The sequence below is a fragment of the Streptomyces sp. NBC_01618 genome (genome assembly GCF_045209435.1).
Lineage (GTDB): Bacteria > Actinomycetota > Actinomycetes > Streptomycetales > Streptomycetaceae > Streptomyces.
Genome location: NZ_CP109297.1, coordinates 1,050,910 through 1,071,564, shown reverse-complemented (window position 1 = coordinate 1,071,564; position 20,655 = coordinate 1,050,910). Strand labels below are relative to the sequence as shown.

The window sequence follows — 20,655 nt, the reverse complement described above, 5'->3', positions numbered from 1 at the left end:
AGAGTGGCGTTCCGGTGCCGGGCGACGGCTTGTTTCCCCCGTGCCGGGTCCGGTGGTTGCTTCTGCGGTGCCGGGCGACCGCTCGTCCCCGCCGTGCCGGGTTCAGCGGCCGTAGGTGTTCTCGCAGATCCGGGACTGCGGGCTGCCCGCCGGCCAGTGCCCGTACCCCCGTCCCAGTGCGCAGACGTCCGTTCCGGCGACGGGGGCCGGCAGGGCCGGGACCGGGGCGGTTACGGCGGGCGGGGCGTGACGCGGCCGGGCCGCCCCGGGGCTGTTCCGTTGCCGCGGGGTGCGGGCCGCGGCGCGGCCGGTGTCCGGCGGTGCACCCGCCGGGGTGGACGCGGCGGCGGAGGGCGCGGGGACGGGTACGGCTTCCAGGCTGTCGTGGACAGGTGGCCGCGCGATCTGCGGCGCCAGGTCCCGGGCGGGGCTGCTGTTTCGGGGGCGGGGCGGAACATCCGGCTGCGGGGTCACGGACACACAGCCGGACAGCGTCGTGACCGCCACGCAGACCAGGAGCTTCACGGTGATTCTGGTTCGTTGCACCTGATCAACTCTGCTGTGCGCAACCGGTATCAGGGGAGTCGGAATGCCGGGATTGGCCCGCACGAGTGACGCCGGTCAGCGCAATGCCCACGCGGATCCCAGCATCCCGCGCAGCAGTTCGGCGAATCCGGTACGCAACTCCTCCTCCGTCGGTACGGAGCGGTGGTACGACCCCGCGGCGCACGAGAACATCAGCCCTTCGCACCAGGCCACCAGGGACAGGGTGTGCCGCTCGGGTTCGGCCGAGCCGGCCGCCGTCATCAGCGCCATCAGCGGCTCGCGGAACTGCCGCCCCGTCGCGTCGAAGAACTCCCGCAGCTCGGGGCGGCGGGTGGCCTCCAGGGCGAGCTCGTAGCGGCAGACGAGCAGTTCGGGATGGTGGGTGAGATACCGGTGCAGCGCCAGCGCGAGACCCGCGACCAGTGCCTCCGGGCCGGGTGGCTGTGCGGCGTCCGGAACCGGAAGTTCACCCGGGGCGAGTACCCGCGCCTCGCGCTCCGCCAGCCGTCGCACCGTCGCCTCCAGCAGGGACTGACGGGTGCGGGCGTAATTGGACGTCGACCCCTGGGGGAGTCCGGCGCGCTCGTCCACGGCGCGGTGGGTCAGCCCGCGCATCCCGCGTTCGGCGAGGAGCGCGAGGGCGGCATCGGTAATGAGATCGGCCCGGGAGGTGCCGGTGGTGCGTGTGGCCATGGGGCCAGCCTACCCGTGGCACTACATCTGTAGTACGGTGAGCGTGTCACTACAGATGTAGTTTCGAGGGTTCGAGGAGGAATTATGGACCATCCCCACGCCGTCGTCATCGGCAGCGGAATCGGAGGCCTCACCACGGCGGTGGCCCTGCGCAGGAGCGGTTGGCGAGTCACCGTTCTGGAGCGCGCCGCCTCCCTGGAACCCGTCGGCGCCGGTATCGCCCTCGCTCCCAACTCCCAGCGCGCTCTGGACGTCATCGGCCTCGGCGACGAGATCCGGTCCCTCGCCGCCTGGCAGGGCGCGGGCGGCATGCGTACCCCGCGCGGCCGCTGGCTCTCCCGTACGAACAGCGCCGCCGCGACCGAACGGTTCGGCGGCCCGATCGTCCTGCTGCACCGGGCTGCCCTCGTCGACCGCCTCGTGGCCCGGCTCCCCGACTCCACCATCCACACCGGTGCTGTCGCGGAACTGCTGGACCCGGGCGTCGAGGGCGGTGCGCGTGCCGTGGTGCGGACGGTGTCCGGGACCATCGAAGCCGACCTGGTGATCGGTGCCGACGGCATCAGGTCCGGCGTACGCGGCGCCCTCTTCCCGGCCCACCCCGGACCCTCGTACGCCGGATTCACCACCTGGCGCATCGTCGTCCCCGCGTCCGGGCGGCCCTTCGCCCCGCACGAGACCTGGGGGCGCGGCGCGCTCTGGGGCACCCAGCCGCTCAAGGACGGCCGGATCTACGCCTACGCGGCCGCTGTCGCCGCTGCCGGAACCCATGCCGCCGACGACGAGAAGGCGGAGCTGATGCGCCGGTTCGGGAGCTGGCACGACCCGATCCCCTCCGTCATCGCCGCCGCCGAGCCCGGCCAGGTGCTCCGCAACGACGTGCACCACCTGATCGACCCCCTGCCCTCCTTCCACCGGGGCCGCACCGTTCTCGTCGGCGACTCCGCGCATGCCATGTCCCCCAGCCTCGCCCAGGGCGGCAACCAGGCGATCGAGGACGCCATCGTGCTCGCCCACCACGTGACGCCGGACCGGGACCTCGGCGCGGGCCTGGCCGCGTACACCGCCGACCGGCTGCCCCGCACGACGGCCATCGTCCGCAAAGCGGCGAAGGCCGCCCGGCTGATGCGATGGACGGGCGCCCCGGCCGTATTGCTGCGCGACGCCCTGATCGCCGGCGTCTCGCGGATCGGGCCCACTCTCGTCCTGCGCACCTTCGACGGCATCGCGGACTGGCAGCCGCCGGAGCACACGTATGCTGCCCGGACGAAGGACGCGCACCGGCCACCGCGGTAGACACCGGCTCGAACAGCCCGACGGGCACCCTCACCCGGTGGACGCCGCGCCGGCCGGTGCCGAACAGTGAGAGGGAGACCCCCGTGAAGGTCGGCTGCATCGGGCTCGGCGACATCGCGCAGAAGGCGTATCTGCCGGTTCTGACCACACTGCCCGGGGTCGAACTGCATCTGCAGACCCGCACCCCCGCCACCCTGACGGCGGTCGCCGAGGCCCACCGGATCCCGTCCGGGCAGCGCCACACCGACCTCGGATCGCTGCTCGCCGAGGGCCTGGACGCCGCGTTCGTCCACGCGCCCACCGCCGTGCATCCGGAGATCGTGGGCCGGCTGCTGGACGCGGGCGTCGCCACCTACGTCGACAAGCCGCTGGCCTATGAACTCGCCGATTCCACGAGGCTGGTGAGCCTGGCCGAGGAGCGCGGGGCGAGCCTCGCCGTCGGATTCAACCGCAGGCTCGCGCCCGGATACGCGCAGTGCGCCGAGCACCCGCGCGAGCTGATCCTCATGCGGAAGAACCGGGTCGGCCTGCCCGAGGAACCACGCACCATGGTGCTCGACGACTTCATCCATGTCGTCGACACCCTGCGCTTCCTCGCCCCGGGGCCGATCGAGCACACCGTCGTGCAGGCCAGGATCCGGGACGGTCTGATGGGCCACGTCGTGCTGCAGCTGTCCGGTGACGGATTCACCGCGATCGGCCTGATGAACCGGCTCAGCGGCTCGACCGAGGAACGGCTGGAGGTCTCCGGCCAGGACTCCAAGCGCGAGGTCGTGAACCTCGCCGAGGTGATCGATCACAAGGGCCAGCCGAGCATACGCCGACGCGGCGACTGGGTCCCGGTGGCCCGTCAGCGCGGCATCGAACAGAGCGTGCTGTCGTTCCTGGACGCCGTACGGGCCGGAAAGGTGCTGAGCGCCAGGGACGCCCTGCAGACGCACGAGCTGTGCGAGCGCGTCCTGCGCGACCTGGACTGCGCCTAGGCGGGTCGGGAAGGTGCTGAAGTCCGGGACCGGCCAGGATTTTCAGCACCCGCCGGGGCTTTTCGCTCCGGGATGCGGCGGGACCCGCTCCGGTGCAGGCTGAGGAGATGGACCACCGGCCCGTGGAGGTGACCTCGTGAGGCCCCACGACGAGCCAAAGGGCTGGGGAGCGCTCCAGCCGCCGCCCGGCTACTACTCGGCCGACGGGCGGCCGCCAGACGCGATGCAGCGCGGGCTGATCCTCGACTGGGCGGTCAATCAGCGGATCGCCGGCGGCTGGCGGGTGGAGTCGCGGTCCGAGACGCAGGTCGTCATGGTCCGGGGCCGGCCGCTCAACCATGTGCTGCACGCCCTCCTGATGGTGTTCACCTGCTTTCTCTGGGGCGCGGTGTGGCTGGTGCTGGCCGTGACCAACAAGGTCGAGCGGGTCTCGCTCACCGTCGACGCCCAGGGGCACATCGTCTCCGTGAACGGACCGGGATAGCCCGGCGGCGGGCTCACGCCGCGGGCCCGCCGCGTGAACCGACCACCGGAGCCTGCGCGTCCCTCGCACCGCCCGGCCCGCCCCTGTCGCGCCTCCTGAGCATCCGCACCCCCTCGTACGCGAAGAACACGGCCAGCACCGCCCACGCCCCGTGCACCGGCCAGTCGCCCAGCCGCACATAGAGGGTGGTACCGGACGCCAGCGGTATGTCGAACACCTCGGCCCCACTCGTATCCGTACCGAGCGGCGCACCGATCCGCGCGCCCTGCGGGCCGTACACCGCACTGACGCCGGTGAGCGTGGCATGCACCATCGGGCGGCCGTTCTCGGCGGCTCGCAACGCCCCGAGCGAGGCGTGTTGTTCGGGAGCCCAGCTGTGCTGGAACGTCGCGGTCGAGGACTGGGCGACCAGGATTTGCGCACCGTCCCGGGTCAGCCGCCGGCTCATGTCGGGGAACGCGGACTCGAAGCAGATCAGCGGCCCGATGCGCAGCCCCTTCCCGCCGTCGGCTCCGGGGAGCCACATCGTGACCGGATGGGTGCCGCGCAGCCGGTCCTGGCCCGCCGCCCTGCCCACGGACGTCGCCCACCCGAGCACCGAACGGGCGGGGACGTACTCCCCGAACGGCACCAGGCGCATCTTGTCGTACCGCTGTCCCGTCAGCCCGTGCGGACCCACCAGCACCGCGGACTTGAAGATCCCCGTCCGCCCCGATGCGTCGGTCTGCCGGGCGTCCATGTTGACCAGCACATCCGCACCCACCCGACGCGACAGGGCCGCGATCCGGGCGGTGATGTCAGGGTGCTGGGAGAGGTCCACCCCGACACTGCTCTCGCCCCACACGACCAGATCGAGACCGCGTCCCGCCAGCGATCCGGTCAGCCGCTCACTGACGGCGAGCCGGCGCTCTACGCTCCGGGGACCCGTGAGCACACCCGGCTGCACGACGGCGACCCTGGCCACGCCCGACGGTTCGGGCCGCGGCGCCCACCCGACCATCGCCCCCACCACCAGGGCGCACGCCACGACGGAGACTACGGCGACCGTCCGGGCGGCCGCGCTCACGAACAGCAGGACGACGACGGTGTTCACGGCGACCACCAGAAGACTCACCAGCCACACCCCGCCGACCGACGCCACGCGGAGCGCCGGAGCCACCTCCCACTGGCTCGCGCCGAGCAGCCCCCAGGGACCGCCGAGCCCCTCCCAGGAGCGGACCAGCTCGATCATCAGCCAGCCGCACGGCACCACCACGACCGCCGCCGCCGCGGACGCGACACGCACCCGCCCGCGCAACGTCCGGAACACCAGCAGTCCCCACGGCGCCCACAGCAGACCGAGCAGGGCCGCCAGGATCACGATGAACACATGGAGGCTCGGCATCAGCCAGTGATGCACGGCGAGCAGATAGCCCATCCCGCCGAGCCAGCCGTCGAGCGCCGCCCGGCGCCCCGTACCGGCGGACCGTATCAGCAGCAGCCACGGCACCAGAGCGACGTAGGCGAGCCACCACAGGGAAGGGGCGGGGAACGCGAGCGCGGGCAGCGCACCGGCGAGCAGCGCGACGCAGCCACGCCACCCTCCGGACCGCGGAATCCGCTGCCACCGCTCGTGCCGACCCGTCGGAATCCGCATGCCGCGCCTCCTTGATCAGCAGTGTCGCCCCTGGGCCCCCGTTCCGCAGTTCTTCCCCGGCGCCGGCGAACGGAAGCACCCGGTGGGCGCGGTCAGCCCGCGACCCGCGAGCCCGCTGTGTCGCGCCACTTCTCGTCGACGATCACGCTACGGATCCCCCATCCGCTCCCCGTACGCGACAGGGTGAAGGCGTACCGCCCGCCGGAGACGAAGTTCGGCGCGCCCGCCGCCGTCCCGGAACCGCCCTCGCCACCCGCCGCGCGCTCCAGCCGCATCGGGTTCAGGTAGTCGGCCCGCACCTCGGCGCGGTCGCCCGGGTAGCCGCCCAGGTCCTGGAGATCGAGCCGGCGGTTGACGATCAGATGCTGGCGTACGGGGAAGAGCCGCATGGTCTGCGCAAGCCACTGCGCGACCTCGGCGGCGGGCCCTTCGATGCCGCCCGCGCTGCGGTAGTCGGCGCGGCCGTCCGGGGTGAAAAGGGCCCGGTAGTCCGCCCATGCGCCGTCGTCCACCGCCCTCGCGTATCCGGTGATCACTGCATCGATGGACAGCTGGTCCATCACGGTCGAGAGATCCACGCGCTGCGTCATCGGGTCAGTGTCTGCCCGCAGGAGTGCGACGCCAAGGGGCGTGCACGCACGGGCGGGTCGGCACAGCGGTCAGCAGGGGACCACGGCCACCGGGCCGAGCGCGTGCGTGAGCGTGGTCTGCGCGACGGGGGAGAGCCCGAGCCCGAGGGACTCACCGCCCCTGCGCCGCCCGATCACGGTCAGCGCCGCGGTCGCCGAGGCCGTGACCAGGGTGCGTGAGGCGGAGCCGCCGACCGGTTCCCTGACGACCTCGACCTGCGGGTACCTCTCATGCCGGCCCGCGGTGAGTTCGGCGAGGGTGCGCTCGGCCGCGCCTGCCGCCGCATCCCGGTCGAAGACGGGACCGCCGGACAGCATCGAGGAGAACATCGTCCAGCCGTGCACGATCCGCAGCCGCGCACCCGGCCGGGACGCGGCCGTCGCGAAGGCGAAGTCCAGCACCGCTTCACTGCTCTCGTCGGCGGCCACGCCCGCGACGATGTCGGGGTATGCCTGCGCCGCCTCCCCGCCGTCCTCCTCCGGCGGTCCGCTGTGGATGACGACCACGGGGCATTTGGCCATCGAGGCGGTCGCCAGGCTGTTGGAGCCGAGCATCAGGGACCGGAAACCGCCCAGACCGCGCGAGCCGACGACCACCAGCGACGCGTCGCGGCTCAGCGCGGTGAGCGCCGCCGCGGGGAAGTCCAGGGGTGCGAGCGTCGTCGGGTGCAGATCCGGAGCGATCTCGCCCACCCTCCGTACGGACCGGGTGAGCAGCTCCTCCGCACCACGCAGCTGCGTCTCCCGGACGTCGCGCCGGGTCGGCGTCCGGGCGTGCACGATCACCAGCGCGAGCCCCCGGCGTACGGCTTCGCGCGCGGCCCAGTCGAGTGCCTCACGGCTGTGCGACGAGCCGTCGACGGCTGCGATCACGGGACAGTCGGCGGTGGTCATGATTCCCTCCAGGTTCCGGCGGTACGAGTCCCAGGCTGGTCCGTGCACGACCCGTACGGCAGGGACTTTCGGCCCCTTCTGCCCGGGCCGGTTGTCCGGACCGGTCGACTCGTGTCCGGCCGGGGCATGCCCCGTACGCTACGGCCGGTCGTGGCCCGCCGGACGGCACCGCCGGTACTCCGCGCGGCGTAGGACAACCGCCTCCGCCGGTACGACGCCCGAGGCGGCGGACCGGGGGAGGCTTCGCCGCCGACTGCGTGCTGGAGGTCGGCGGCATCACGCTCCAGGCGTGGCGCGGCGTACCGTCCCACTTCAACATGGAGACCCCGTTCGACACCGCGGTCTCCATGTCGCTTGCTGTCGGCGGGGGACTGCTGGTCGGCATCCTTGCCACTCTCGCGATCGCCTCGTTCACCCGGCGCCCGCAGGGGCCCGCCGGTATGGCCGTCGCCCTGCGGGCGGGGTGGGCGATTCTCCTCGTCGGACTGCTGTCGGGCATGGCCATGATCGCCCGCGGCGTGTACCTCACCCGCACCGGACACCAGACGGCCGGCTACCGCTCCACCGCATCGCTCAAACCGCTGCACGGCGTGAGCCTGCACGCCATCCTGGTGCTCCCGGCGCTCGCCCAGCTCCTCGCCCGGACATCCTGGAGCGCGCGCACCCGCCGCTGTGTCGTACGGGCCGCCGCGGGGTGTTGTGCGGCGCTGGTTGTCGCGGCCCTGGCGTGGGCGGTCGTCGCGTACTGAACGGCGCTGCGGCCGCCCGCTCCGTCCCCGTCGGACGGACCCTCTATCCCGCCGACTCGCCCGCGTGCGGGCTCAGCACGCCCGCCGCCACCAAGGCGAACAGCAGCACGCCCAGCAGCACGCGGTAGATGACGAACGGCATGAAGCTCCCGCTTGGCCGCGCCCCAGGTGACCCGCTGCCGCACCCGAAGATCCCGACGAAGAACCGGAGGGCGCTCCTGGCATGGTGGGCCGACGTCAAGAGGACGTCGTCCGTACGGGACTGGCACGCCCTGTCGCAGGGCGACCCTCAGCCTGCAGAAGGCGCATTGGTGTCGCGGGACCTGCTCCGGGCGATCCGTGACGGCGTCACCCCGGTAGAGCCGCAGAAGATCGCAGTGTCCATCGACCCGTCCGGCGGCGGGCGCGACGTCGCCGGCATCATCGGCGGGTTCCTCGGCGACGACAACCGGGTCTGGATCACCCACGACGTGTCGGCCGCGATGTCGTCGGTGGAGTGGTCGAGGCGGGCCTGCCTGCTGGCGCACGAGACGAACGCTGCTGTGATCTACGTCGAATGGAACTTCGGCCGCGACATGTGCACCCTGGCGATCAGCACGGCGTGGAAGGCGTTGCAGGACGAAGGCCGGATCCCAGCGAAGAAGCTGATCGACGCCGTCCACGCCCAGCAAGGCAAGTTGCTCCGGGCCGAACCGATCGCTCAGCAGATGGTCGAGGACCGGGTCCGGCTGCGCGGCATGATGACGGACCTGGAAAACGAGTGGGCCACGTGGATGCCGACCGACGCGGCCAGCCCCGGTCGGATCGACGCGTCCTGTGTCCTCGTGTACGGCCTGATCCCGGAGGTCAACCAGGGCGCCATCGTCCACGCACCGCTGCCTCAGGTGCCGCAGCCTGGCCGCGGCGAGCAGCCGGGCGGCTCGGCGTCGATGTACGGCCGGCGGATCAGCAACTGGTGCTGTGACCGCATGGGTTCGCGGGGTTCGGTGCGCTACCGGAGGGCGATGATGCTGGCCTCGGCCGGCGGGAACCGGGTACCGGTGATCGCCCAGCTGGTGCAGGCCGACGAGGACACCGTCCGCGACGTGATCCACCGGTTCAACGAGATCGGCCTGGCCTGTCTGGACCCTCAGAGACCCATGAGTTCGTGCGAACTGAAGGGCTTTGGGGCGAACTCATTGGTCATCAGCCCTGCCCGGCGGCTCTGGCTCTTGGGTTCACGGGAACCGATGGCACGTCTTGCTCTGCGGCTGTGTCCGGGATCTCCCGGGCGGGATGCCTCGGTGTAGCGAATGCGGTCGACAATCAGCTCGCTCCGCGGGGAGAATCGGCCGCCATGCGGAAGAACAGAGCCACGGTGCTGACCCTGGTGGGCATCCTCCTGATCTCAAATGTCGTCCTGCTGACGATCCTGGTCAGTACGAACATGTCGTCCGAGGGTGATGTAGCGATAGGCAAGGCCGCCCCCCGAGGTGGGCCTGTCAACCTTCCTGTGCTCAAGGGTGGGGCAATCCTGCCCGCGAATCAGTGGCCGGACGCGTGCTCGTTCGTGGACCAGGAGGAGATCAAGGCGATCTTCCCTGGCGTCAAGAACATCGAACAGGAGAGCCGCCCGATCAATGCCTTGTCGATCAAGGAATTTGCTGCGGACTCTTCGTGGAAAGAGAGTGACAGGTCCGAGTCCGGCCAGTGCCTCTACAGCATGCGCCTTCCGGGCGAGAGCTACAGCGCTACCCAGTTCTGGTTCCGGATCGAGGCCGTGGCCGACCCCAAGTTGATTGTCAGCTACGTCGATCGTGCCGCGCTAGGAACCAATACCAACCAGGGTGCGAGGGGTGCGGATCGCTGTGTCATCACCGGGCTCCACGAGGGCAGTTGGAACTGTCGCAAAGGCCCGCTGCTGTTCACCGTAGGCGGGCAGACCACCGTGACTTTCAAGGGCACGCCGGCCCCAGCACCTTTCGTCTGGCGGGACGATGTGCTCCCTGAGTTCGTCCAGACCATCGCCGCGAAGATCAAATAGCTTCCCCAGGAACGGCAGAAACTACGTTCATCTGCGCGGGCCCGGTGTCGCCGAGTTCAAGACCAGCCACCTCTGTGCGGCGATCAATGGCTGTTTCCCGGACGAGGCCGACGGTCCCACCGGCCATCGCGCCGCGCAGGAGACGTCATCGCCGCCGGGCCGGGTCGCGGGCGGCTTACCGGCGCCTCAGTCGAGACCGGCGCCTGATGCTCGCGAGGGCCTCTTGCGACTGCCAGTGCCGCCGGCCCGAGCCTCCTTGCCTTCGCTCAGACCGTGGATCGGTCGGACAACATGAGAAAGCTTCAGGAATTCAGAAGTTCCATCACCGTCCACGGTCGGATCATCCGCATCGGCCGCGAGGCATTACGCTGCCTCCTCGCCCGCCGTGGTGCCGTAAATGGTCTGGCCCCACTTGGTGCGGTCCGGCGGCACCATCACCCACCGGTCATCCGGCAGCGGCCACACCGTGGCGCCGTCGACGCGGACCTGGCCCTTGTACAGCTCGGTCGGCGGGAGCCCGTAGTTGCCGCGCACCACGTTGACCTGCTGCGGTGTCAGGGAGGCCGTCGGCGTGGTCGACGGGTTCACCGACCCGTAGTACGCGGCCCGGTAGGCGTTGTTCTTCCCCAGGTAGGAGAAGGCGCGGCGGCTGGTGACGACCAGCTCGGGGAACGGGGCGCCGATGGTGTCGAGGTAGTCCAGCCACCCCAGCTCGTCCTTGATCGGGTCCGAGGTGGGTTCGGACCACAGGACGGGTGCGGTCGGCATGTTCGCCGCCGGCACCTGGAAGTCGACGTCCGTGGTGGGGGCGTTCTCCGCCGCCAGGGAGAACTTGCCGTCGGTGAGAACGTCACCGGCGGCCAGCTCCAGGCGGGAGTTGACGGCTTCCACGTGCCGCTCGACGTCGTCGTACAGCAGCTCGATCAGGCGGTCCTGGTCGGCGCCGCGGGACGCCTCCTGCAGCAGGATCTCCATTTCGCCGACCAGGAGCTTCTGGCCCAGGGCGGGCAGCATGCCCTGTGTGCTGGTCGTCCACGCCTGGCGGTCGGCGAGTACGACGCTGGCGTCGTAGCTGCGGTACTTCGCGGCGTTGACGTAGCGGCCCTAGTTCTTGATCCGCCACATCACGTCATGGACCTCCACCTTCGGGAAGATCGTCTGCGTGAGCAGGAAGTCAGCCGGGGTGGGGATTTCGCGGGCGAACGTGGTCAGGTCCTGAACGGTGACGCCCTTGATGAGGTCTGCGATGGTCATGTTGGGCCTCCTTCCTTACACGAAGCGGATCTGGCAGGTGGCGGACGGCACGACCGGGGCGACGACGACGGGGAGCTTCGCGGTCTTCACCGAGCCGTGCCATAGCAGCGCGGCCGGAACCTTGGTCTAGGTGGGGTTGAACAGCACCTCGGCGTACACGAACCCGGCGAGGTTCTGGCGGCCGTCGGAGGCACCGGTGGCGTACAGGCCATACAGGCCGCTCGCGGTGATCTTGCCGACGGGCACACCAGACAGGAACCGGCTGAACGGCACGGTGCTGTCCGTCGAGGCGAAGTAGTGGGTGCTCGCGGTGAACGTCGTCAGGTCGAGGGTGATGGAGTCGGTCTGGGCGGTGCCGTGCAGCGACGCCAGCCAGGACCGGTCGGCGGTCAGGTTCTGGGTCGTGGTGACCGGCTGAAACATGAGTCCTCCGTGGACACGATCAGGCGGATGATCGTCCGCTCACCAGGTGGTGGCGTCGTCCACGAAAAGGGGCGTGGTCCCCACTCCGGCCTTGTCCCGCCGGTGGGAAGTCAGGTGGTCTTGGTGGTGAAGCCGCGTCGGCGGGCCATCTCGGCGCCGGCCGCACCCCGCTTCGGGACGGTGCCGCCGCGCTGCGGGGGCCCGCCAGCAGGTGAACCACCTGGCGCCGCCGCCGAGATGGGAGTCTTGCCGAAAAGCTCCGGGCGGCGCGCCTTGAGTGCGGTGGCCGCACCGGCGACGGCCTGCTCGTCGGCGTCGTCGTCAACGGTCAGGAGACGCTCGGCATCGGCGAGATCCACGCCGTTGGCACCAAGCGCGACGAGGGCGGCACGGCGCACCGCGGCCCTCTCACGGGCGGAAGCAGCAGCCTCACGGGCGGCAGCGGCAGCAGCAGCGTCGTCGGCGGCCTTCTCCCGGCGCTGCACCTCCGTCAACTGCGCTTCCTGCGCGTCCTGCTGAGCTTTAACGAACGCAGCCAGGTCGTCGGTCTTGGCGAACCCCAGCTGCTCCACGAGCTTGCGCACCGCAGCCCGTTCGCCCTGTTGCTTCTCGCGGGCCAGCAGCCGCGTCAGCGTCTCCTGGTCCATCGCCTGCCCCGTCTGGGCCACAGGCTGCGCGGGGTCGGGGAGCTGGTCGTTGGAAGGGTCGGTGGGGTCCGCCCCCACGATCGGGAAGATCGGGCGGCCATCACGCCGGCGACCGACGGGCGTACGGGGGGCGGGCAGCAGCCTGTCCATGCGGATCTCGTCCTCCAGCAGCAGCGCCCCCGCGCCGACGATCAGTGTAACCACCCGCGCGCGACGACCCCCGGCTCGAAGGCAGCCAGCCCACGCCTCACTGGGCAATACCTGCCCCACAGTCGGGCGCTTCCTTGGTAGAGGCCAGAATGCTCCCGACCTGCCAATTCGGCCGCTTCATTGTCACCTGCCCCGGCCGCCGGAACACCCCCGCGTCGGCGGGGAGGACGAGCTGCGCGAATGGTGGGCGAAGCACGGCCGCGGAACACCCCCGCGTCGGCGGGGAGGACTGGACAGGGGAGAGTGCGATCAGACGCCGCGCCGGAACACCCCCGTGTCGGCGGGGAGGACACAAGCGTTCGAGAGCGACGCTTTGACCAATCCGGAACACCCCCGCGTCGGCGGGGAGGACCCCGAGACGGACGGCTCGGCGGACGCCTTCGACGGAACACCCCCGCGTCGGCGGGAAGGACTCGGCTCCCTGAAGGCGAACACGTCCTACAAGAGGAACACCCCCGCGTCGGCGGGGAGGACTCGATCGCGTCTCCGATCCCGGCAGAGCCCAGCGGAACACCCCCGCGTCGGCGGGGAGGACGCCGGTAGGCCCGATGAAGCTGACGTGCTCGCCGGAACACCCCCGCGTCGGCGGGGAGGACAGGCCACGATCGGCGTAGGCAACAACTACAACCGGAACACCCCCGCGTCGGCGGGGAGGACCGTCGTGCAGGCCGGTGAAGTTGAGCGTCGGAGGAACACCCCCGCGTCGGCGGGGAGAGCGAGCTCACCGGGGCAGCCGGCACCTTCGCGAACGGAACACCCCCACGTCGGCGGGGAGGACGGCCAAGCGCCCTCGACGACGGCGGCCGGGTCCGGAACACCCTGGCGTCGGTGGGGAGAACCACGCGGGCGGGATGCGCCAGGGGTACAGGTACGGAACACCCCTGCGTCGGCGGGGAGAACGGCGGAGGGTCAACGGGCGGCTTCTTGACGAGCGGAACACCCCTGCGTCGGCGGGGAGAACGGCGGAGGGTCAACGGGCGGCTTCTTGACGAGCGGAACACCCCCCGCATCGGCGGGGAGAACAGGTCGGCGAGGGTCTTCTTCCGCGCGTGGTTCGGAACACCCCTCGAGTCGGCGCGGAGAACGACTCCCGAAGGCCCCATCGAGGCGCCGTTCAACGGAACACCCCCGCGTCGGCGAGGAGAACCGGAACGTGTTTCGCGTAGACGCTGTGGTCGCAGGAACACCCCCCGTCGGCGGGGAGGACGGTGGCGCCGACGTCACCGTGGTCGGCAAGGACGGAACACCCCCGCGTCGGCGGGGAGGACCGCGGACCCTCGTCCGGTCGCGCCCAGTGCGGCGGAACACCCCCGCGTCGGCGGGGAGGACGAGACACCCACCTGTCTCATGTTCGCCGCGTTCGGAACACCCCCCGCGTCGGCGGGGAGGACGGTCGGCCGGTCTTCGTCTACCGGTGCCTGGACGGAACACCCCCGCGTCGGCGGGGGAGGACGGAGCTGTCGGACACGGCATCGGTCACAGCGTCGGAACACCCCCGCGTCGGCGGGGAGGACCCGTCCACCACGTCGTCCGCCGGGGCGGACTGCGGAACACCCCCACGTCGGCGGGGAGGACTTCGTGACCGTCCCCGTGGTCAGCGGGATGCCCGAACACCCCCACGCAGGCGGGGAGGACCTGGTTGCCTCGGACTGGCTCATCCCAGTCTCCGGAACACCCCCACGTCGGCGGGGAGGACCCACGACGGCGCGGCGGCCCCTGGACTTGTCACGGAACACCCCCACGTCGGCGGGGAGGACGAGCAGACCGAGCACAGCCAGATCTTGCCGCACGGGAACACCCCCGCGTCGGCGGGGAGGACGGCAGGGGCGGGTTGACGCCCACATCGTGGGGCGGAACACCCTCGCGTCGGCGGGGAGGACGTGGCCACCGGTCTGGCCGCGATGGGCTTTTACGGAACACTCCGCGTCGGCGGGGAGGACGAGCGGAGGTAGGAACGACTGGTCTCGGCACTCGGAACACCCCCACGTCGGCAGGGAGGACGTCGGCGGCCGCGTGCTGCGTGACGGCTCGGACGGAACGCCCCCGCGTCAGCGGGGAGGACACCCTAGCTAACAGCGTGCGAGATGCCCTCGTCGGAACACCCTCGCCTCGGCGGGGAGGACGGACCGTTCTGCTCGGCCAGGCGGGCCTGCTCCGGAACACCCCCACGTCGGCAGGGAGGACGGCGTCTCGTTGCCCGCGTACCGCCACGCCTGCGGAACACCCCCGCGTCAGCGGGGAGGACCCAGGCCGGCGGGGAGGACAGGATGTCCTGACACATGACCGGGACGTTGGTCGGAACACCCCCGCATCGGCAGGGAGGACCCGTCGGTCTTCGTGTCGTCGTACAGGCCGTACGGAACACCCCCGCGTCAGCGGGGAGGACGACGGGCGTGCACAGAGTTCACAGGGTCAGGATGGAACACCCCCGCGTCGGCGGGGAGGACCGCGGCCAGCAGGCTGCGGAGGTGGGCGAGGTCGGAGCACCCCGGCGTCGGCGTGGAGGACCCGTCGGTGTAGGTGACGGTCTTCGCGGTGAACGGAACACCCCCGCATCGGCGGGGAGGACCTGTTCGAGGTCGAGATCGACAAGGTGAAGTGCGGAACACCTCTCGCGTTGGCAGGGAGGGCCAGGGGGCTATGTTCACCAGCTTCGGTTCTGGATCGCTTTCCCGCTCGGCAAGCTGGACCACAGCCGATTCTTCCTGGGCATCGATGAGGTAGGCGTGATCTACCTCATCGAGACGTGGGTTGCCGGCTTCGGACTCCTGCCTCAGGCCATGGAGAACTTGGTTCTCGACGTGGCTCCTCGCCGGATTGATGAGGAGTACAAGACGGCGGGACAAGTGTCCTGACGCGTCGCTCACCTGTGATGCACCGCCACCAATTTGAACTAAAGTTCAACCGGCTGGCCACGGTCCGGGACCATTCCCGAAAATGTCCCGAAGGGAATCTCACTCAATCCCTTCAAAGCCGATACCACCTGAGGCCCGGCGATACTTGACAGGCATCTAAGCCCCACCAAGAGTAGTGCCTTATGTTCCGTCGTGAAAAGGTGCGCGAACGCCTTTGCTTTCCAGGCCGAATCACCCAGCAGGGCATCAAAGCATACTATTTCAGCAACCTGAAGGAGATCTCGGGCGACCTGGGGGTTCGCTCGCAGCCTCTGCACAAAGTCGAGGTAATCACTCAAGTATTCAGGGGGCGTCGCAACAGCATCTCGCAACGATGCGTATTCGATCCTAATTGCATCAGCACCAGCACCCACATACGCCTTATGTGTGCGGTCCTGGACGTGCCTAATGTATGCATCCGCCTTCTCTAGCATCGGAAGCACGTAACTTCCGTCTGGATCGCCAACCGTCAACGCGCTCTCAAGTCGACTCCGAAGCAGCCGCTCTGGGACATCGTCAAGGCGTCCCGCATCCTGAACTGCCGCCAGGATGACAGCAATAAGGCTGTGTCCAGCCAGGACACCAGCCGCAGGATCAGGAAGAACCCCTTGCTTTCCCACAGCAAGACCGAATGAATGTACAGCTTGAAGAATTGCCGGAGAATCAGCGAGCAGGGCGCCTCCGCGCAAGAATCGCGCCAACGCTGGCGAGATTTCGGGCAATCCCTTTAGTTGCGTGTCCGTCCTAGACTCGGCTCCGGAGCATGCCGCCCCATCGAGATGTGCAAAACGCTCTGGTAGCCAGGCGTGTGACTTCTCCCGCCGGGTCACGGTCGCTTCGTCCATCACGACGATTCCGAGCTTCCGCGCCAGACTCTGGCCACGCGGACTCACGGTTTGGCGAACAAGCGTCACTCGGTCCAGGTCGAGCAATTGCCTAAAGCCAGCCAACCAGACGATTGTGTTTGGCTCGCCCGTCTGCCCCTTGCCGCTCTTGCATTCCATGCTAGAGCGGGAAATCCGAAGGCGAGAGTCGATATCGATCGACAGCACATCAATATCGGTCAGGACGCTGCGTCCGCTGTCCGCATCCTCTGCCGGGAGCGGCACTCGCAGACGCACGTACGCGCCCTCGGCGAACTCAAGCCGAGCCACACGGCGCTCCAACTGTCCGCCAAGGGTATCCGCGGGCTTGGTGCCAGCCTGGGTTCGCACGGTCGAGGATCGCCGCGAACGACGCCCATCCCCTCGCCCACGATCATTCCCGTCCTCCCGAGCGGCCGTCGCCTCAGAGGTTTCGCCGGTGTTGTCAGTCACTTCCCGCCGCCCATCATCCGGTTAACAGGAACCTCCCTGAGGGCAGCGATCAGCCTAGCTTCCTCGATCTTGTCGACGTCACTAGTCAATGCCAGCCTGGCGCGCTCCTGCTCCACGTGACGATACGATCGCTGAGCTCGAAGTGCCGCCGCGTCCGCTCGCTCGGTTCCCGTGCCCTCCCTGGCGTTGAGCATCTGCAGTGCGTCCTGCGCGACCTCGGGCTGCAGAAGCTGGAGTCGGTACCGATCTGACTGGTAACCACCAACGACCTTGACGACACCGGCCTTCTCAAGCATCGGATAGTCGGTGCCGACGTTTGAGGTGTTGCCAGCCACGCCTCGATTGATAAGCGCACGCAGGAAGACCTCGGGCGAGTGCAGCTTGAACTTCGCGAACGTTGCGGCGTAGATCATGGAGCCCACGAGCTGCCGCACGTGCCCTGACGCATCGCCAGCGGTGCCGCCGAAGGGGTCGCGTCGGATGTGAGGCGTGAACAGGAAGCCACGCTCGGCATCCTCGGAAGTCTGGATCACTGACCTCTGAACGAGGTTCTGAGAGACGGCAAAGTCCACCCATTTCGCCTCAGTGGACTGAACGTGCGTTTCCGGCATTCCGGGGTTGAGCGCGATCTCTTCCAGGAGGGCAGTGACCTCGGCAGTGGCCCGGGCATCAGCGGCCTTCAGGGCCGCCTTCGCAACGGAGTCGTCTCCCTGCGTCCAAACGTTCGGGTTGTAGAGAACCTCACGGCCGTCATCAGCGATGACACGACGGATCAAACCCGTATGAGTCAGGTGCCGCAGGGCAGCATCGGCCGCCTCGTCGTGCCCCTTGACGCCATCCGCGGTCGCGGCAGCCTGCAACGCGTCCTGTTCCAGCAGTGGCTGGAGTGTTGTCGCGCGCAGCAGCGCGAGGGCCGCGAGCTCAACGGGACCGACCATGAGCACCCTGAAGAGCTTCGGGGTAGCCATAATGAGGTCACCAGCGGCCGGGATGCTCTCGGTGATGGAAACGAGCTGGCGATCTACGTCGTGGACGGTTGTGACCCAGCCCAAGGTCTCCATCGTCGCGATGACATCTCTCAGGTTTCGAGGTCCGAGACCCACGTCCAGCCCGATGGCCTTCACCCGCCCGGCGCTGCTCGTGGTGCTTCCCTGAAGCCGGAACGCGACGTCGAAGACCCACCCCGCGAACTCGAGCTGCTCCAAGGCCGCCCGCTCGGGCCCCATCTGGTACACGGAGAGGTGCCGCGACAGGCCCAAGGCCAGTTCGGCATCCGTCAGAAAGCTCAAACTTCCCCCACCTAAACAGAACTGGCGCACGACTCGCGCAGGTCTCACGAGCCACCCGATCAGGCTACCGGTCACATCGTCACGTCACCTGACAATCCAGCGCGGAGACCCACATTCGGAATCTCGGACGGGCACCTCCACACCGGAACACCCCCGCGTCGGCGGGGAGGAAGCTTGCCCAGGATCGGGGTACAGCACAGCGAACGGAACACCCCCGCGTCGGCGGGGAGGACTGCTGGCAAGGCGGACGTCGCCGGCCGCATCATCGGAACACCCCCGCGCCGGCGGGGAGGACAGCTTCGAGGCGGTGCTTGGGCTGCGCTTCATCGGAACACCCCCGCGTCGGCGGGGAGGACCCGGTCACCGTGCGCTCGCCGAGCCCCAGCCGCGGAACACCCCCGCGTCGGCGGGGAGGACACGCGCGCGCCTTCCTTGAAGGTGCGGACAGGCGGAACACCCCCGCGTCGGCGGGGAGGACATGGAGTACCAGGGAGAGTCGGTCCGCGTGTCCGGAACACCCCCGCGTCGGCGGGGAGGACCTCAGTAGTCTGGGTAGTCACGGTGACCTCGATGGAACACCCCCGCGTCGGCGGGGAGGACCGGCACCCCGGTACGGAACATCTGCTGCGGTACGGAACACCCTCGCGTCGGCGGGGAGGACCAGCACCGCGGTTTGTGCCGTTCGTGCAGGCGCGGAACACCCCCGCGTCGGCGGGGAGGACGTGCCGCCTCGGGCCTGGATTTGCGACCGGAGCGGAACACCCCCGCGTCGGCGGGGAGGACCCTGCGATGCATGGCCCATTCACCCTCCTCGACGGAACACCCCCGCGTCGGCGGGGAGGACGCGCTCGGGTGTGCCGCCGAGGACGAGGGCGACGGAACACCCCCGCGTCGGCGGGGAAGACACCACGGCTCCGACTGCTGGCGGATGGATGAGCGGAACTCCCCCGCGTCGGCGGGGAGGACGGCAGGGCGACCTTGGCGGTGCTGCTGAGCTGCGGAACACCCCCGCGTCGGCGGGGAAGACACCCCTCCACCCCTCCTCAAGGACGATCCCACCGGAACACCCCCGCGTCGGCGGGGAGGACGACTCGGTGGAGGCAACCACCCGAGTCCGGGACGGAACACCCCCGCGTCGGCGGGGAGGACGCCCGCCACATCTCGTCCATCGGCAGCACGAGCGGAACACCCCCGCGTCGGTGGGGAGGACACGGCGCATCCCCTTCGCCAGGCCCCGGCCAGCGGAACACCCCCGCGTCGGCGGGGAGGACGCTTCCCGGTCGTCGTCACTCATCTCGGCCAGCGGAACACCCCCGCGTCGGCGGGGAGGACAGGCGGTACGGATTCGTCACCTTGTGCGGGTTCGGAACACCCCCGCGTCGGCGGGGAGGACTCCGCCAGGCCGTTGAGCATCGCCGTCGTGGGCGGAACACCCCCGCGTCGGCGGGGAGGACGCCGGCGCGGCTCTGGGGTCGCGAGAGATCGACGGAACACCCCCGCGTTGGCGGGGAGGACTCTCGGCCCCATCGGTTCTCAGTGCCATGCGACGGAACACCCCCGCGTCGGCGGGGAGGACGACCAAGGAGGACGCCGCGTGATCAACCACACCGGAACACCCCCGCGTCGGCGGGGAGGACGTGGCGTCGGTGGCGAGCGGGTCGCCTGCTCGCGGAACACCCCCGTGTCGGCGGGGAGGACGGCATGGCCACCGTGAGGGCCGCGCTCGCAGCCGGAACACCCCCGCGTCGGCGGGGAGGACTGCGTCTGAAAGTACGCATCACTGGTGGCCTGCGGAACACCCCCGCGTCGGCGGGGAGGACAGGGTGCGGGAGTGGGTGGTGGGGGCGCCGCACGGAACACCCCCGCGTCGGCGGGGAGGACGCCTCCTTGATCTGCTGCGCCTGCGCCTTGGCCGGAACACCCCCGCGTCGGCGGGGAGGACGAGCACCTCCGCGGCCGTGACGTCGTCCTGGCCGGAACACCCCCGCGTCGGCGGGGAGGACGCTCCCTCAGTGAGGCCCATCTGCATGGCGTTCGGAACACCCCCGCGTCGGCGGGGAGGACTACGCCTGGTAGGCAAGGGCTTTGGCCCGGTCCGGAACACCCCCGCGTCGGCGGGGAGGACGGCGCCGTAGCGGGTGGTCTTCACTGGTCCTCCGGAACACCCCCGCGTCGGCGGGGAGGACCAGCGGGACTTGATGAAGCGCAGCCGGTTGCTCGGAACACCCCCGCGTCGGCAGGGAGGACCGGGACATCGTCATCGACCTGGACCTCATGGCCGGAACACCCCCGCGTCGGCGGGGAGGACCAGGTGGTGCGGGATCAGCGGAACCATCCGCGCGGAACACCCCCGCGTCGGCGGGGAGGACGTCGGCGAGCTGCTCTGCCGGGGCCTCGGCGGCGGAACACCCCCGCGTCGGCGGGGAGGACTCGGCGATGCACGCGTCGTGATCCGTCGACAGCGGAACACCCCCGCGTCGGCGGGGAGGACGACCACCCGCAGCCGCACAAGCAGGTGTTCGACGGAACACCCCCGCGTCGGCGGGGAGGACCCGACCGGCGTCACCGCCGCGCCGGGCGTCAACGGAACACCCCCGCGTCGGCGGGGAGGACTGGCCGAGGATCTTGACGACCGGTCCGGCGGACGGAACACCCCCGCGTCGGCGGGGAGGACTCGGTTCCGGCCATC

General features: G+C 69.9%; 15 protein-coding genes, 4 pseudogenes and 1 CRISPR repeat array (1 of these 20 only partly in view). Of the genes and pseudogenes, 7 read left to right on the top strand and 12 right to left on the bottom strand.

What is annotated here, in order from left to right; genetic code table 11:
- Window positions 1–102: 102 nt before the first annotated feature.
- Both OH735_RS05120 and OH735_RS05115 read right to left on the bottom strand, forming a co-directional pair.
- The gene (locus OH735_RS05120) at window positions 103–546 is read right to left on the bottom strand and encodes a hypothetical protein (RefSeq protein WP_406379835.1); all 444 of its coding nucleotides are present in this window, start codon (window positions 544–546) and stop codon (window positions 103–105) included.
- A 75-nt stretch (window positions 547–621) separates the two neighbouring features.
- Window positions 622–1,239 (bottom strand): TetR/AcrR family transcriptional regulator, encoded by a 618-nt coding sequence (locus OH735_RS05115; protein WP_406379833.1) that lies wholly within the window; start codon window positions 1,237–1,239, stop codon window positions 622–624.
- Window positions 1,240–1,323: 84 nt separating this feature from the next.
- On the opposite strand from OH735_RS05115, the gene OH735_RS05110 reads away from it, so the two are divergent.
- The 3 genes from OH735_RS05110 to OH735_RS05100 all read left to right on the top strand — a co-directional run bounded on the left by OH735_RS05110 (window position 1,324) and on the right by OH735_RS05100 (window position 4,002).
- Window positions 1,324–2,535 (top strand): FAD-dependent monooxygenase, encoded by a 1,212-nt coding sequence (locus OH735_RS05110; protein WP_406379831.1) that lies wholly within the window; start codon window positions 1,324–1,326, stop codon window positions 2,533–2,535.
- A gap of 83 nt (window positions 2,536–2,618) precedes the next feature.
- Window positions 2,619–3,518, top strand: a complete 900-nt coding sequence (locus OH735_RS05105; RefSeq protein ID WP_406379829.1) for a Gfo/Idh/MocA family protein — start codon at window positions 2,619–2,621, stop codon at window positions 3,516–3,518.
- 136 nt (window positions 3,519–3,654) lie between these two features.
- Window positions 3,655–4,002, top strand: coding sequence for a hypothetical protein (locus OH735_RS05100; protein WP_406379827.1), 348 nt, complete (start codon window positions 3,655–3,657; stop codon window positions 4,000–4,002).
- A 13-nt stretch (window positions 4,003–4,015) separates the two neighbouring features.
- Here OH735_RS05100 and lnt read toward each other — a convergent pair whose 3' ends face one another.
- The 3 genes from lnt to OH735_RS05085 all read right to left on the bottom strand — a co-directional run bounded on the left by lnt (window position 4,016) and on the right by OH735_RS05085 (window position 7,161).
- Window positions 4,016–5,638, bottom strand: a complete 1,623-nt coding sequence (gene lnt / locus OH735_RS05095; RefSeq protein ID WP_406379825.1) for an apolipoprotein N-acyltransferase — start codon at window positions 5,636–5,638, stop codon at window positions 4,016–4,018.
- A 92-nt stretch (window positions 5,639–5,730) separates the two neighbouring features.
- Window positions 5,731–6,228: a nuclear transport factor 2 family protein gene (locus OH735_RS05090; RefSeq protein ID WP_406379823.1), complete on the bottom strand. Its 498-nt coding sequence runs from the start codon at window positions 6,226–6,228 to the stop codon at window positions 5,731–5,733.
- A 69-nt stretch (window positions 6,229–6,297) separates the two neighbouring features.
- Window positions 6,298–7,161: a universal stress protein gene (locus OH735_RS05085; RefSeq protein WP_406379821.1), complete on the bottom strand. Its 864-nt coding sequence runs from the start codon at window positions 7,159–7,161 to the stop codon at window positions 6,298–6,300.
- A gap of 236 nt (window positions 7,162–7,397) precedes the next feature.
- Here OH735_RS05085 and OH735_RS05080 point away from each other — a divergent pair.
- Window positions 7,398–7,910: pseudogene (locus tag OH735_RS05080) on the top strand (hypothetical protein); the annotation flags it as partial.
- A 43-nt stretch (window positions 7,911–7,953) separates the two neighbouring features.
- On the opposite strand, the pseudogene OH735_RS05075 reads toward OH735_RS05080, so the two are convergent.
- Window positions 7,954–8,058 (bottom strand): annotated as a pseudogene (locus OH735_RS05075) (undecaprenyl-diphosphatase); the annotation flags it as partial.
- Window positions 8,059–8,839: 781 nt separating this feature from the next.
- Between OH735_RS05075 and OH735_RS05070 the strand changes: the two are divergent.
- Window positions 8,840–9,043, top strand: a pseudogene (locus OH735_RS05070) (helix-turn-helix domain-containing protein); the annotation flags it as partial.
- 203 nt (window positions 9,044–9,246) lie between these two features.
- Entirely contained in the window at window positions 9,247–9,933 is a 687-nt protein-coding gene (locus OH735_RS05065; RefSeq protein ID WP_406379819.1) for a hypothetical protein, read from the top strand.
- Between the two features lie 363 nt (window positions 9,934–10,296).
- On the opposite strand, the pseudogene OH735_RS05060 reads toward OH735_RS05065, so the two are convergent.
- From OH735_RS05060 to OH735_RS05045, 4 genes and pseudogenes are all read right to left on the bottom strand, one after another.
- A pseudogene (locus tag OH735_RS05060) lies at window positions 10,297–10,968 on the bottom strand (major capsid protein); the annotation flags it as partial.
- A gap of 69 nt (window positions 10,969–11,037) precedes the next feature.
- Window positions 11,038–11,187 (bottom strand): hypothetical protein, encoded by a 150-nt coding sequence (locus OH735_RS05055; RefSeq protein WP_406379817.1) that lies wholly within the window; start codon window positions 11,185–11,187, stop codon window positions 11,038–11,040.
- Window positions 11,188–11,313: 126 nt separating this feature from the next.
- On the bottom strand, window positions 11,314–11,610 hold the full coding sequence (locus tag OH735_RS05050) for a head decoration protein (protein ID WP_406379815.1): 297 nt from the start codon (window positions 11,608–11,610) through the stop codon (window positions 11,314–11,316).
- A gap of 110 nt (window positions 11,611–11,720) precedes the next feature.
- Window positions 11,721–12,461 carry a hypothetical protein gene (locus OH735_RS05045; RefSeq protein WP_406379813.1) on the bottom strand — a complete coding sequence of 247 codons (741 nt, stop codon included), beginning with the start codon at window positions 12,459–12,461 and terminating at the stop codon, window positions 11,721–11,723.
- Window positions 12,462–15,193: 2,732 nt separating this feature from the next.
- Between OH735_RS05045 and OH735_RS05040 the strand changes: the two genes are divergently transcribed.
- The gene (locus OH735_RS05040) at window positions 15,194–15,322 is read left to right on the top strand and encodes a hypothetical protein (RefSeq protein ID WP_406379811.1); all 129 of its coding nucleotides are present in this window, start codon (window positions 15,194–15,196) and stop codon (window positions 15,320–15,322) included.
- A gap of 38 nt (window positions 15,323–15,360) precedes the next feature.
- Here the strand turns inward: OH735_RS05040 and OH735_RS05035 are convergent, their stop codons facing one another.
- Both OH735_RS05035 and OH735_RS05030 read right to left on the bottom strand, forming a co-directional pair.
- Window positions 15,361–16,515 carry a hypothetical protein gene (locus OH735_RS05035; RefSeq protein ID WP_406379809.1) on the bottom strand — a complete coding sequence of 385 codons (1,155 nt, stop codon included), beginning with the start codon at window positions 16,513–16,515 and terminating at the stop codon, window positions 15,361–15,363.
- A 158-nt stretch (window positions 16,516–16,673) separates the two neighbouring features.
- Window positions 16,674–17,966 (bottom strand): hypothetical protein, encoded by a 1,293-nt coding sequence (locus OH735_RS05030; protein ID WP_406379807.1) that lies wholly within the window; start codon window positions 17,964–17,966, stop codon window positions 16,674–16,676.
- 143 nt (window positions 17,967–18,109) lie between these two features.
- Window positions 18,110–20,655: direct repeats of the CRISPR family, unit length 29 nt; unit sequence CGGAACACCCCCGCGTCGGCGGGGAGGAC; it runs 5,781 nt beyond the window's last position.

What these genes read in the sequence shown, in the direction of transcription:
- OH735_RS05115 (WP_406379833.1), bottom strand. Translation starts at nt 1,239, where the DNA reads ATGGCCACACGCACCACCGGCACCTCCCGGGCCGATCTCATTACCGAT.
- OH735_RS05110 (WP_406379831.1), top strand. Translation starts at nt 1,324, where the DNA reads ATGGACCATCCCCACGCCGTCGTCATCGGCAGCGGAATCGGAGGCCTC.
- lnt (WP_406379825.1), bottom strand. Translation starts at nt 5,638, where the DNA reads ATGCGGATTCCGACGGGTCGGCACGAGCGGTGGCAGCGGATTCCGCGG.
- OH735_RS05090 (WP_406379823.1), bottom strand. Translation starts at nt 6,228, where the DNA reads ATGACGCAGCGCGTGGATCTCTCGACCGTGATGGACCAGCTGTCCATC.
- OH735_RS05085 (WP_406379821.1), bottom strand. Translation starts at nt 7,161, where the DNA reads ATGACCACCGCCGACTGTCCCGTGATCGCAGCCGTCGACGGCTCGTCG.
- OH735_RS05065 (WP_406379819.1), top strand. Translation starts at nt 9,247, where the DNA reads ATGCGGAAGAACAGAGCCACGGTGCTGACCCTGGTGGGCATCCTCCTG.
- OH735_RS05055 (WP_406379817.1), bottom strand. Translation starts at nt 11,187, where the DNA reads ATGACCATCGCAGACCTCATCAAGGGCGTCACCGTTCAGGACCTGACC.
- OH735_RS05050 (WP_406379815.1), bottom strand. Translation starts at nt 11,610, where the DNA reads ATGTTTCAGCCGGTCACCACGACCCAGAACCTGACCGCCGACCGGTCC.